Here is a 13,347-nt window from a genome sequence, read left to right on the forward strand (position 1 = left end):
AAAAAAATCCATTCATATCGAATGGATTTTTTTTTAGTTTAAATCGTAAGGGAATTTTGGATTCCGGTATTTTTTCAATTTTTCAAAAGGAACGAGAAAGGGCTCTTCACAAGATCTTGCTGCTCTATAAAATATCGGTGTAAATTGAATTCCTTTTTCTGTATAGTTCCAGGACGGGAAATCCCAATATTCTGTGTTAGTATAATCGCAGGGATCGTTTTCATCTGTAGGTTTAACAAAATGATGTATGGAAGTGAGAACTTCAACAAGTTTAGGAGAAAAATAATCATTTCTATATTTAGAAAAAGCAGAAAAGTTGTTTTTATTTTCTACAATAACACTTTTGTCAAATGCGAGTACTTCATCAATTTCATAATTTTTTCCATTATTTAAATCAATTAAATAACCGCTGCTGCCCTGATCAGGATGCGCGCCTCCACAATCCCAAAAACTTGCAATGGCAAACCCCAATAAGTTTTGATTTAGAAAATTAATAGATGTACTTTCTTCAATTCCATCACCATTACTATATTGAAAGTTGGAAGAACACCCAAGCTGGCTTAATGTATTTTGAACATGAATTTCCTCTAAAACCGGATTAACAAGATTTTTGTTTTTCTCTGAGAAATTATTTCCAAGTCTAAAGAAATCGGATTTACAGTGCTTTTCAGAATACCAAACAAATTCTTTATTTTTGTAAGTAGTTGTTTTTGTTTTCTTAAATTCAAGAAATTTATATTTTATAAGATTCAGTTTTTCATCATCAAACCTAATTTTAATATTGGATTTGTAATTGACAAAATTAACAGGTTCAAGATGAACGGGTAATTGTTTGTTTTTTGCATCGTACCAAAAACCATCGAAATTATTACCTGATTTTTTTAGGTAGAACTTTTCCAGAACAGTTTCATTAGGTTTAAAATAAAAACTAAAATTATCACTGTCTTTTGTTTTTCCTTCCAGCTTGATATCTTTTAATGAATTTTGATAAAAATAAACTGAATTTATGTGAGTTTCGTTATCCGACTTATAAAACTGAACGCTCATAAAAATTTTGCTTTTTCCAAGAGTTCCCTCCAGATAATATGTTTTTTCCTGACAAAATGTAATGACAGAATAAAAGAGCATTAGAAACAAAAAAACTTTTTTCATTGTTTAAAAATAAAATCAACAATCTGAAATCTAAAATTAATTAATGCGCAGCCAGCCAGTCATTCCCCATTCCTAATTCAACTTCCAAAGGAACCGACATTTTAAAAGCATTTTCCATTTCGTGTTTGATCATTGGCTGGATTTTTTCGAGTTCATCGTTGTGAACATCGAAAACAAGCTCATCATGTACTTGCAGTAACATTCTGGATTTCCAGTTTTCTTCTTTTAATTTTTTATGAATGTTGATCATTGCAATTTTAATCACGTCTGCAGCACTTCCCTGAATTGGTGCGTTTACGGCATTTCGTTCGGCAGCACTTCTTACAACTGCATTGGCCGAATTGATGTCTTTTAAATAACGGCGGCGACCTAAAATAGTTTGTACATAACCGTTTTCGCGCGCAAATTCAACCTGGTCATTGATATAAGAGCGCAATCTTGGATAGGTTTTGTAATATGCATCGATCAGAGCGGCACTTTCGCCACGGGATAAAGACGTCTGATTGCTCAATCCGAAAGCAGAAACACCATATATAATTCCGAAGTTTACGGTTTTGGCATTACTTCTTTGTTCACGGGAAACTTCTTCCAGCGCTACATCAAAAACTTTTGCAGCTGTTGCCCTGTGAATGTCTTCTCCGTTTTGGAAAGCGGCAATCATATTTTCTTCTCCGCTTAAAGCGGCAATAATTCTAAGTTCAATCTGCGAGTAATCGGCAGAAATTAAGGTATGATTTTCATCTCTTGCCACAAAAGCTTTACGAATCTGACGCCCTCTTTGTGTACGAATCGGAATGTTCTGCAAGTTCGGATTATTAGAACTCAAACGGCCGGTTGCGGCAACGGTCTGCATATAATCGGTATGTACGCGTAAAGTCTTTTTATCAACCTGTTCCGGCAAAGCCAGAATATAAGTACTTTGTAACTTTACCATTTGGCGCCAGTCCAGAATTTGTTTTACAATCGGATTGTCATTGGCCAAATAGGTCAAAACTTCTTCGCCGGTTGCATATTGTCCGGTTTTGGTTTTCTTTTGCTTGATACCTCCAATTTTCATTTTATCAAATAAAATATCTCCCAGTTGTTTTGGAGAAGCCAGATTAAAGGTCTCGCCGGCAGTTTCGTAAATTTGCTGCTCTAAAGATTTGATTTCTACTTCCATTTCTTTGGACATTATACTTAAGAAATCTACATCCAGACGAATTCCTTCTGTTTCCATATCGGCCAAAACACTTACCAAAGGAATTTCGATTTCATCAAATAACTTTTTAGTTTCGGTTTTGTCCAATTCGGCTGTAAATATTTCTTTTAACTGTAAAGTGATATCAGCGTCTTCTGCCGCATATTCTTTAATATCTTCTAAAGGAACATCGCGCATATTAAGCTGATTTTTTCCTTTTTTACCAATTAAAGTTTCAATAGATTTTGGAGAATATTTCAAATATGTTTCAGCCAGAATATCCATATTATGACGCATATCCGGATTAATCAGATAATGTGCAATCATGGTATCAAAAAGCTTTCCTTTTACGGTAACGCCATAATTGGAAAGGATTTTTAAATCATATTTTAAATTTTGTCCTATTTTTTCAATGTTTTCATTTTCAAAAAACGGAACAAATTTATTGATCAGAATTTGAGCTTCTTCCTGATTTTCCGGAAACGGTACATAAAATGCTTTTCCTTTTTCGTAAGCAAAAGACAAACCAACCAATTCTGCGTGCAGGGCGTCGATTCCTGTTGTTTCGGTATCAAAGCATACGGCAGGTTGTTTTTCTAAATTTTGCAGTAACAATTTTATTCCTAAATCGCCCTGAACCGTCTGGTAAGAATGTTCGGTAGTTTCTAAAGTGCTGTAAAATGAAGTTCTTGCGTCTGCATTTTCGTCAGAGGTATTTCCGCCTCCAAACAAATCAAACTGATCTTCATTTTTAGGCTGCGGTTTTTTATATAATTTAGCGTCTGAAGCTGTGTTGGCATTGTTTAGTTCGTTTCCACCGCCTACTTTAAACAAATTATCAAACTGCTCTGCCATTCTTCTAAATTCCAATTCCTGAAAAATAGCATCTGTTTTTTCAATATCAGGACGCGAAAGCGCATAATCATCTTCATTAAAAGTAACATCACAGTCGCAGATAATTGTAGCTAGTTTTTTAGATAAAATACCTTTGTCTTTATTGGCTTCGATATTTTCTTTCATTTTACCTTTTAGTAAATGCGTATTGTCCAAAAGGTTTTCCATCGTACCAAATTCTTTCAGGAATTTTTTGGCTGTAACTTCTCCAACTCCCGGTAATCCCGGAATATTATCAACAGCATCACCCATCATACCCAGAAAATCAATTACCTGTTCTGGTCTTTCCACTTCAAATTTTGCCAGAACTTCCGGAATTCCCCAAATTTCGATTCCGTTACCCATACGTGCAGGTTTGTACATAAAAATGTTATCAGAAACCAACTGGGCAAAGTCCTTGTCGGGAGTTACCATAAAGACCTTATAATTCTGTTTTTCGGCTTGCTTGGCAATTGTTCCAATCAAATCATCGGCTTCGCAGCCTGCGATTTCGATAATCGGAATATGCATAGCTCTAAGTAAATCCTGTATATAAGGTATAGCAATTTTAATAGCTTCGGGAGTCGCATCGCGGTTTGCTTTGTAATCTGCAAACATTTCGGTTCTTACCTGGCTTCCTTCTTTATCAAAAGCAACAGCCAGATGGTCTGGTTTTTCTCTTTTAATAACATCCAAAAGAGAATTCATAAATCCCATAATGGCAGAAGTATCCATTCCTTTAGAGTTAATTCTCGGGTTTTTTATAAAAGCATAATAACCACGAAATATTAAGGCGTAAGCATCTAAAAGAAAAAGGCGTTTTTGAGTCGACATATTAAAAAATTTAGTCTGTAAAAATAGTCAATTGGGTTTTAAAAAGCGAAGCAGTTTTCGAAATTAATTTGTTGAATGGTATTTGAACCATATAAGTTATATCAGTTCATTTTTGTTGAAGCACATAGCAGTGCGTCTAAAAGATTTTGTTTGCTTTGAGAATTTTGAAAGACCTGCATTACTTAAATAATAGGAAAAACACATAATGTTAATATCAGGTTAAAATGTTTTTATGAAGGCAATTCTTCATTTTTTCTTCATTTTCAGAAGCTAATTTTGATCTGTAAAATAAAATATTATTAATTCAAATACTTAGAAATCATGAGAAATTTATTGATGGTACTGGTGGCAGTTTTAGGAACAAGTTCAATGGTTCAGGCATTTCCTGCGAAAAATGGAAAAGAAACTCCGGCTAAAGAAGTAAAAGCGACAAAACATCCTAAACACAAAACGGATAAAAAAACAAAAACAGAAAAAAGCGAAGCTTCTAAAACAGAAACTCCAAAAATGAAAAAATAATGTTGTTTTTGTTTTGTTTTCGAAGCATTGTAAGGAAACAAAACAGGAATAGTAATTATGATGAATGAAGATGGTAAAGCTGATAAAGGAATTTGTCAGCTTTTTTCGTTAATGTTTTAATAATGCTTTATTTGGTTTTTTATAAATGACTAATTTTAGTCGTGCTAAACAAATTTGTTTATGAATATTTTAATTGTAGAAGACAACCGGGAAATTGCCTCAGAAGTTTATGATTTTTTGTGTAATACCGGATATATTTGCAAGATTGCCCATACTTGCGCGGCTGCCTTAGAAGAGTTTAGCAGCAATGATTATGATGCAATGCTTTTAGATTTAGGTCTTCCTGACGGTGATGGTTTCGAGGTTTTGAAAACTGTAAGAAAAACTAAATCAAAAATGGCAGTTATTGTTTTAACGGCCAGGGGCGAACTGGATGACCGGATTAACGGACTTCATCTTGGTGCCGACGATTATCTGACTAAACCTTTTGCATTAACAGAATTGAGCGCCAGATTATTTGCTGTTATCCGCAGGATACACGGTTTTACTTTAAATAATCTTTCGATTCATAATTTTGTGCTTCAGCTTCAGGACTATAAAGTGAGTTGTAATGAGCAGCCCATAAGTTTAACCAAAAAGGAATTTGATATTTTTCAATATTTGGTTTTGAATAAAAATCGCGTAATTACACGTCTTCAGTTAACAGAACACATTTGGGGAGATATTTTAGAAGTAAACTCAGATTCTAATTTTATTGACGTTCATGTTCGGAATCTTAGAAAAAAATTAGACAAACATGCACCGATTGACTGGTTTGAAACTGTTCGAAATGTTGGATATCGTATAAACGAATAAATCAATCGTTGTGAAAATAAAACATCAATTGGCCATATTTAATGCACTGACAAGATTGTTGGTGATTTTAATTTTATGGCTGATGCTTCCTATTCTGGTAGAAAATGTGGTTTATAATCATATTAATAATACGCTGCTGGAGAAAAAGAAGAAATTTATAGAGCATCTTAATCAGGAAGAGATTAATGATTTTCTTGAAAACCAAGATGATTCTGCAGAGACTTTTTCAGAGTTTTCGACACTTCACAGCGAATTTTTAGTCTTGTCGAGAGTGCCTGTAAAACCTCGCCATAAAAAGACAACTTTTACTAATGAATTAAGAAATATCGAGGGAGAAGAAAATGAATACCGAATCCTGCAGCATCATTTTACTTATCAGGGAGAAGATTATCAGCTGGAAATAGGTAGTAGTCTGAGCGAAGTCAATGATCTCACTTTTGTAATTCGCTTTTTTATTATCATCGTTTTTGTTGTGATTCTCTTTATTACTTTTTTGGCTGATACTTTTTATATTGAATATCTTCTTAAACCTTTCTACAAAATTATCGATACTAAAATAAGACGTGTAAACGAACCGGACGCTTTTGATCATACGCCAATAAAAGCGGTTTCCAGAGATTTTAGAGAACTCGATTTTGTTCTGAATCAAATGATGGACAGGATTTCTGAGGTTTTTAAAAAAGAAAAACAGTTTATTTCTAATGTTTCGCACGAACTTTTAACTCCAATTGCACTTCTAAAAAACAAACTTGAAAATTTGCTGCAAAATGAATCTTTGAATGATAATGCAGTCGATAAAATTGCAGGCTCGTTAAAGACGCTGGATATGCTCAAAAAAATCATAAATAATTTATTGCTGATTTCCCGAATTGATAATAATCAATATGAAGCCAATGAAGAGATAAATCTCCGTGAGATAGTTTCAGATTTGCAGGAAGATCTGCAGGATCGTATGGAGGATAGAAAAATTAGTTTTATCAATAAGACCACAAATAATTTTGCTTTTAAAGGAAACAAAACCTTAATTCATATTCTTATTTATAATTTGGTGACCAATGCCATAAAGTACAATAAGCACGGAGGAAGTATTATGATAGAAGACGGTTTTACAGATGACTGTTATTTTATTACTGTAAAAGATTCTGGAATAGGAATGGAGGAGTCGCAGACCGAAAAAATATTCAGCAGATTTGCGAGAATTAGTTCCGACCAGGAAGGGCAGGGTTTAGGACTTGCGATTGCTCAGAGTATTGCGTCATTTCATCATATTGTCATTAAAGTGAAATCGGTTTTAAATGAAGGGACAACCTTTACTTTATTGTTTGAAAAGCCAATTTAAAGTTAAAATTTATTGTAAGACTTTATCTTCATTTTGTCTTCATTTCCCAGTTATATCTTTGACTTATAAAAATGAAATAACAACAATCAAAAAAATTAAAGTCATGAAAAAATTAGCAATTTTAGCGGTAGCAGTTTTAGGAACATTCTCAATGGTAAACGCGCAAACCACTCCGGCAGCAGCGACAACAACAAAAGAAGCTAAGGCAACTAAACACGAGAAAAAAGCCCATAAAAAAGCAAAAGCAGAGAAAAAAGCAGAAACTGCAAAAACAGAAACGCCAAAAGCAAAATAAAGGCAATTCTATTCTTGGAATAATAGTTTTAAAGGTTGGTAGATAAAGCTGAAAGAGTCATCTTTCAGCTTTTTACTTTTAGAGAGTTAAATTTTTTATAATAAAAACAGATAAAATTTGCAATCTTTGTTACTTTGCTTAAAACTATAACAAATGATCCTTCGTTTTGTAATTCTATGCGCTCTTTTCTTATTTATTGAGTTCTATTCTTATCAGGCTTTTCGAACCTTAATCAAAGTGAGATGGGTCTTAATTAGCTATCAGGTTCTAAGTGCACTGCTTTTAATTTTTATAATATATTCTTTTTCACAGGTAGATCGTTCTGTTGGTCAAACCAGACAATTCATGTTTACAACTGGATTAATGTTATTGGTTTATGTACCGAAAATTGTTCTGACGCTTGTAATGTTTGGTGAAGATATTTTTAGAATAGGGGCAAGTATCGTCAACTATTTTGTTTACAACACACCCAGAAAAGAAATGATGCCCGACAGGCGAAAATTTATTAGCCAGATTGCATTAGGTTTGGCTGCAGTTCCATTTCTGTCCTTGATTTACGGAATTTTTGAAGGGAAATATAATTTCAAGGTTTTCAAACAGACAATCTATTTTCCTGATCTTCCCGACGCTTTTGACGGATTTAAAATCACACAGATTTCAGATGTTCACAGTGGGAGTTTTGATAACCACGAAAAAATAAATTATGCCATTGATTTGATAAATGAGCAGGAATCTGATTTGATTTTGTTTACAGGAGATATTGTGAACACACACGCAAAAGAAATGCATCCATGGCTGGAAACTTTTAATCGCATTAAGGATTATAAATACGGAAAGTTTGCTGTTTTGGGAAATCACGATTATGGAGAATATGTAACCTGGCCTTCTGAGAAAGAAAAAAACGAAAACTTTCAGGAAATCAAGAAGCTGTATGGTCAGATTGGTTTTAAATTAATGCTGAATGAGAATACTTATATTAATAAAGGTGATGATAAAATCGCTTTAGTTGGTGTAGAAAACTGGGGTGTAAATTTTAAAAAAGCAGGAGATCTGAACAAGGCTTCAGAAAATCTTCATAAAGAGGATTTTAAAATTTTAATGAGCCACGATCCAAGCCATTGGGATGCCGAAATTAAATCGCATCCTAAAAATTTTCATCTGACATTTTCAGGACACACGCACGGTATGCAATTCGGAATTGAAATTCCCGGATATTTCAAATGGAGTCTGGCACAATACATTTATAAACAATGGGCAGGATTGTACGAAAACCTCGGAAGATACGTTTATGTAAACCGTGGCTTTGGTTTTCATGCCTATCCTGGAAGGGTTGGAATTATGCCTGAAATAACGGTTGTCCAACTAAAAAAAGGCACTAATGTCGCTTAATTCGTGAAAAGTGCTAAATTTGTATTATATTTATTTCTATTAATAGATTAAGAAACTTAAATTTTTGGTTTTATGTCAAAATTTGGAGAACTAATAAATGCTCAGGTTCCAGTGTTAATTGATTTTTACACAGATTGGAATGAATCGTCAGTTTCAATGCATCCTGTAATTAAGGATGTTGCTGCTGCGCTTGGTGATAAAGCCAAAGTAATCAAAATAGATGTAGATAAGAATCAGGAACTCGCAGAAGCACTTCGTATAAAAGGACTTCCAACATTAATGATTTATAAGGAAGGACAAATGATCTGGAGACAATCCGGAGAACTGGATGCCAATACTATTATCGGAATTGTGCAGGATCAATTCAGCGTCTAAAAAACTTCTTTTCTGATGTTATTTAATGGATAATATCAAACTTATACCCGTTTTCTTTTAAAAAATGCAGTGTTCGCGGTAAAGCAAATCTTAAATTTGGTGAAGCTTTTATACTGTCATGAAAAACAATTACGCTTCCGGATTTTACATTTTTTGTGACATTCTCAAGACATTTTTCAGGAGTAATACTCTGATCAAAATCTGCACTTAAAACATCCCACATTACAATTTTATAGCCCAGTTTTCTAAGAATTTTAGATTGTGCTTTTTTGATTTTCCCATAAGGAGGACGAAATAGTAAACGATTCTGATTTCTTTTCTGCTCTTCAAGAATTTCTGCGCAGTTTTTTACATTTTCGATATAATCGTTCGTGTGGATTTTCCAACCGTTTACATGATTCATAGTGTGGTTTCCGATCGAATGACCTTCGGTAATTAATTTTTCAAATAAAGTAAGGTTGGCTTTAATGTTTTTGCCGATGCAGAAAAAAGTAGCTTTTGCATCAAACTTTTTTAATTCAGATAAAACCCAGTCTGTAATTTCGGGAGTAGGACCATCATCAAAAGTCAGGTATATTTTCTTTTCATTGTTTGGGATGTCCCAACAATATTTAGAAAACACCTTTTTTATAAATGCATTCGTTTTTACCCAATAAAAGCTCATACTGAATCGATTTATATTATAAGTAAAATTAAAAAATGCAGCGCTATTTATCAAACAGCGCTGCATTTTTTTAATTGTTAAGATTTTCGTATATTATTCTTTTTCACGTCCAAAACGCTCAAACATATTTACATAAGTATTAAATGTTGTTTTGTGTTGGTTGTAAAAAGCATTGTCTTTATTTTTTAACATTACATGCAGCAAACTTCTGTATCGTTCAATATCAGTCACAATATCCATTGCAATATCAGTCTGATCAGATGGTGGTAATGTGCTGTAATAGTTTAGATTTTCTTTATATTTCTGCACTAATTTATTTAAAAGATCCTGAGCTTTCGCCTTTTCACCAACTCTGTAATATCCATCTCCAAAAGCTTCAACTAAAGAGTAGTAGCCAAATTTGTCTAAAGGTAATTTGGTTACAGCCAGATTAATCACGTTTTTGGCTTTGTCAATTTTACCTTCAGCGATAAGCTGATCCATTAATCTCGAAAGATTAGTGCGGTATGTAATACTGTTTCTTCTGGTTTCAGGGTCATGATAGATTTTTTCGCTGTCACTGTTACCCCAATCCCATTTCATAACAATGTCATACATTTTATCAGCATCGATCTGTCCCATGTCTAATGGTCCTCCGTCTTTGCTTGACGTTGTTTTTACAGGAACCAATTTGTACACCATTCCGTCCAGCTGCAAATAATCTTTCAGCCATAAATAATCTTCATCGTCAAAAGCTCCGCCACTAAAATAAATAGGTCTTTTCCAATTGTTATTAGCCAGAATGTCGAGCATCATTAAACGGTTTTTGTATAAAGCGCCTCCTTTTATATCGATGTCTAAATAAGGAACAATAGAATCATTGTATTTCGGATTGACAACTTTGTTTTTGATGATGGCATTTTTGTCAACATTCACCCTGATTTTATTTGTTGGATAAAAATGAATGGTTTGTCCGTTTTGTAAACCAACAGTTGATTTAGGGTTTTTAATGAAATCGATAAAATCGGTAATATTCCAACGCGTATCTATTTTTTGAATATACACTGTATAATCCAATTTATCTCCCACATACTGATCGTGTGTAAAAGAAATAGGAAGTGGGTTAGACTCATATGATTTCGCTTTCATTTGATCGATGTACCAGTCTGTCATAAATAAACTCGTGTTGACAATCTTGACATCGGTCCTGAAATGCTCAATTTCCTGCGCATACCAGAGAGGGAAGGTGTCATTATCTCCAATCGTAAACAAGATAGCGTCCTTGTCACAAGAACTTAAATAGGCTTTAGCCATTGCAACAGCTGTATATTTACCTGATCTGTCATGATCATCCCAGTTTTGAGAGGCCATTAAAATAGGAGCAGCCAATAAACTTCCGGCAATAATAACTGGCCCTGCAATTTTTGGTGCCACATATTTCTGAATACTCTCGTATAAAGAATACACTCCAAATCCTATCCAGATCGCAAAAACATAAAATGAACCTACCAGTGCATAATCTCTTTCGCGAGGCTCAAAAGGTCTTTCGTTCAAATATATTTTTAGTGCAATTCCTGTAAATAAGAATAAAGCCAAAAGAACATAAAAACTCTTTAAGTCTTTGTGGGCATGCCACATTAAACCAATTAAACCTAAGATAAAAGGAAGGAAAAAATATACATTTCGTCCTTTATTGTTTAAAACATCTGAAGGCAGATTATCCTGAGAACCCAAATGAACAGAATCTAAAGGTTTGATTCCACTGATCCAGTTTCCGTCCAGATTGTCGTATTTACCCTGTACATCGTTTTGACGTCCGACAAAGTTCCACATCAAATACCTCCAGTACATGTAACCGAATTGATATTCAAACATAAAACCAAAGTTATCCGCTGTAGATGGTTTTTCAATAATTAAATAATCACTGTAACTCTTTAAGAATTTTGTATAGCCTTCGTTGTCAATTTGTTTCTGTGCAAAAGCTTTTCTGAATTCAGAAACTGTTTTTTCAACTTCGTTACGTAATTGCGCTGTAGCTTTATTATATTCTTCTTCACTTAACTGACTTGCATCAATTCCGTATTTGGCCAAATCTTCATCATAATCATAATTTGGATTGATTCTGAATTTTGGAGGATTTGTAAAGTTGATATAATTCTGAATATGCGGTGTATCTGTACTCCACATTCTCGGCAGAATTGTTTTCTGATTGTCATCAGAATTTTGTTCAGCATTTTTATAGTTATTGGTAACAACGTATTTACCAGTTTTATAATCTCTTTCGTAGTTTGGATTTTTGTCCAGATAAGGTGTTTTAGCATCAAGTCCCGCAAATACTTCTGTATATTGAGGACCGTAAAATAAAGGGTTTACACCATATTGTTCACGATTATAATAGGCTAAAACCTCAGTAGCATCCGAAGGTTTATTTTCGTTAATAACTGTATTCGCATTTGCACGAACAGGAAGCATCATCCAGGTTGAGAAACCAATCAGGATGAACAGAATACATAATATAATAGTGTTGTAAAATATTAATCCTTTTTGTTTGGTATATTTTAATCCAAAGTAGAAGAAAGCAATAAATAGTAACGCCACAAAAATAGTTCCCGAGTTAAAAGGAAGTCCCATACTGTTTACCATGAAGATTTCGGTTTTTCCGAAAAATGCCATAGTTAATGGAAGAAGTAATTTAAAAATAAATAGTAAGATTCCGATAACCACTACGTTGGCAATAATAAAGTTCTTTATGGTAACTTTTTCGTAGTGTTTAAAATAATATAAAAACCCGATGGAAGGAATGGTCAAAAGTGCCATGAAGTGAACTCCAAACGAAAGACCAACTACCAAAGAAATAATTAAAAGCCATTTGTTTCCTTTAGGTTGGTCCATATCCTGTTCCCAACGCAGACCAAGCCAGAAAAGCAATGCAATTAATAAGGAAGCCATTGCATAAACTTCGGCTTCAACAGCATTAAACCAAAAACTGTCTGAAAAAGTGTAAGCCAGAGCTCCTACAAAAGAACCTCCTAAAATAACAATAGAATTGTTTTGGTCAATCTCTGCAAAACGGGCTACAATCTTTTTTAGGATCATAGACGATGACCAGAACATAAATAATATGGTAAATGCACTAGAGAAAACAGACATCATATTAACCATCAGCGCTACGTGTTGCGCATCTGTCGCAAACATAGCGAAGAAAGCACCCATCATTTGGTAAAGAGGAGCTCCCGGTGGGTGACCTACTTCCAGTTTTGCTGCGGTAGCAATATACTCTCCGCAATCCCAAAAGCTCATTGTAGGTTCAACAGTTAAAGTGTAAGTGATTAAAGCGATTGCAAATGCAAACCAACCAATAATTGTATTCCATTTATTGAAATTGAATTGTGCCATATTTAGGTGTTAAAAAATTGAATATTTACTATCCTACAAAGAAAATGTTTTTTTATTTAAAGAAACGAGCATTAACATAAAATTCTGCAAAACTATCTTTTCAAAGTAATATATTGTATATGAGACTCTTTGCTTATTAACGGGAGTTTTAAAATCAAAAAACCAAAAAAAAATCATTTTTTTTGATCAAAAAGTTTGTGTAAACTAAATAAAGCCTTAAATTTGCACTCGCTTAACAGCATTGCTGGTCTATGGTGTAATGGTAACACAACTGTTTTTGGTGCAGTCTTTCTAGGTTCGAGTCCTAGTAGACCAACATAAAGCCTCTCAGAAATGAGAGGCTTTTTTTATGCAAAAAAAATCTATTTAAAATTTGCATAAATTAAATAAAGTTTTAATTTTGCACCCGCTTAACAGCACTGCTGGTCTATGGTGTAATGGTAACACAACTGTTTTTGGTGCAGTCTTTCTAGGTTCGAGTCCTAGTAGACCAACAT

At 33.8% G+C, this 13,347-nt stretch carries 10 protein-coding genes and 2 tRNA genes; 8 read left to right on the forward strand and 4 right to left on the reverse strand.

The window, feature by feature from the left end:
* Nucleotides 1-33: 33 nt before the first annotated feature.
* Together ABEB31_RS05895 and polA are read right to left on the reverse strand one after the other, a co-directional pair.
* Nucleotides 34-1,152, reverse strand: coding sequence for a hypothetical protein (locus ABEB31_RS05895; RefSeq protein WP_347050426.1), 1,119 nt, complete (start codon nt 1,150-1,152; stop codon nt 34-36).
* 40 nt (nt 1,153-1,192) lie between these two features.
* The gene (polA, locus tag ABEB31_RS05900) at nt 1,193-4,039 is read right to left on the reverse strand and encodes a DNA polymerase I (RefSeq protein ID WP_347050427.1); all 2,847 of its coding nucleotides are present in this window, start codon (nt 4,037-4,039) and stop codon (nt 1,193-1,195) included.
* 321 nt (nt 4,040-4,360) lie between these two features.
* Between polA and ABEB31_RS05905 the strand changes: the two genes are divergently transcribed.
* The 6 genes from ABEB31_RS05905 to ABEB31_RS05930 all read left to right on the forward strand — a co-directional run bounded on the left by ABEB31_RS05905 (nt 4,361) and on the right by ABEB31_RS05930 (nt 8,811).
* Nucleotides 4,361-4,558 carry a hypothetical protein gene (locus ABEB31_RS05905; protein WP_347050428.1) on the forward strand — a complete coding sequence of 66 codons (198 nt, stop codon included), beginning with the start codon at nt 4,361-4,363 and terminating at the stop codon, nt 4,556-4,558.
* A gap of 180 nt (nt 4,559-4,738) precedes the next feature.
* On the forward strand, nt 4,739-5,413 hold the full coding sequence (locus ABEB31_RS05910; RefSeq protein WP_347050429.1) for a response regulator transcription factor: 675 nt from the start codon (nt 4,739-4,741) through the stop codon (nt 5,411-5,413).
* A 10-nt stretch (nt 5,414-5,423) separates the two neighbouring features.
* Nucleotides 5,424-6,752: a sensor histidine kinase gene (locus ABEB31_RS05915; RefSeq protein WP_347050430.1), complete on the forward strand. Its 1,329-nt coding sequence runs from the start codon at nt 5,424-5,426 to the stop codon at nt 6,750-6,752.
* Between the two features lie 103 nt (nt 6,753-6,855).
* Nucleotides 6,856-7,047, forward strand: a complete 192-nt coding sequence (locus ABEB31_RS05920; RefSeq protein ID WP_347050431.1) for a hypothetical protein — start codon at nt 6,856-6,858, stop codon at nt 7,045-7,047.
* Between the two features lie 153 nt (nt 7,048-7,200).
* Nucleotides 7,201-8,436 (forward strand): metallophosphoesterase, encoded by a 1,236-nt coding sequence (locus ABEB31_RS05925; protein WP_347050432.1) that lies wholly within the window; start codon nt 7,201-7,203, stop codon nt 8,434-8,436.
* 72 nt (nt 8,437-8,508) lie between these two features.
* Nucleotides 8,509-8,811: a thioredoxin family protein gene (locus ABEB31_RS05930; RefSeq protein ID WP_042566267.1), complete on the forward strand. Its 303-nt coding sequence runs from the start codon at nt 8,509-8,511 to the stop codon at nt 8,809-8,811.
* 22 nt (nt 8,812-8,833) lie between these two features.
* Here the strand turns inward: ABEB31_RS05930 and ABEB31_RS05935 are convergent, their stop codons facing one another.
* A complete protein-coding gene (locus ABEB31_RS05935; protein WP_347050433.1) occupies nt 8,834-9,475 on the reverse strand; it encodes a polysaccharide deacetylase family protein in 642 nt (213 codons plus the stop codon).
* Between the two features lie 93 nt (nt 9,476-9,568).
* Nucleotides 9,569-12,850 carry a glycosyltransferase family 117 protein gene (locus tag ABEB31_RS05940; protein WP_347050434.1) on the reverse strand — a complete coding sequence of 1,094 codons (3,282 nt, stop codon included), beginning with the start codon at nt 12,848-12,850 and terminating at the stop codon, nt 9,569-9,571.
* A 245-nt stretch (nt 12,851-13,095) separates the two neighbouring features.
* Here ABEB31_RS05940 and ABEB31_RS05945 point away from each other — a divergent pair.
* Both ABEB31_RS05945 and ABEB31_RS05950 read left to right on the forward strand, forming a co-directional pair.
* Nucleotides 13,096-13,166 (forward strand) — tRNA-Gln (locus tag ABEB31_RS05945).
* A gap of 107 nt (nt 13,167-13,273) precedes the next feature.
* Nucleotides 13,274-13,344 (forward strand) — tRNA-Gln (locus ABEB31_RS05950).
* Nucleotides 13,345-13,347: the final 3 nt, after the last annotated feature.

Origin of the sequence: Flavobacterium olei (assembly GCF_039749035.1) — a bacterium.
Classification (GTDB): Bacteria; Bacteroidota; Bacteroidia; order Flavobacteriales; family Flavobacteriaceae; genus Flavobacterium; species Flavobacterium olei.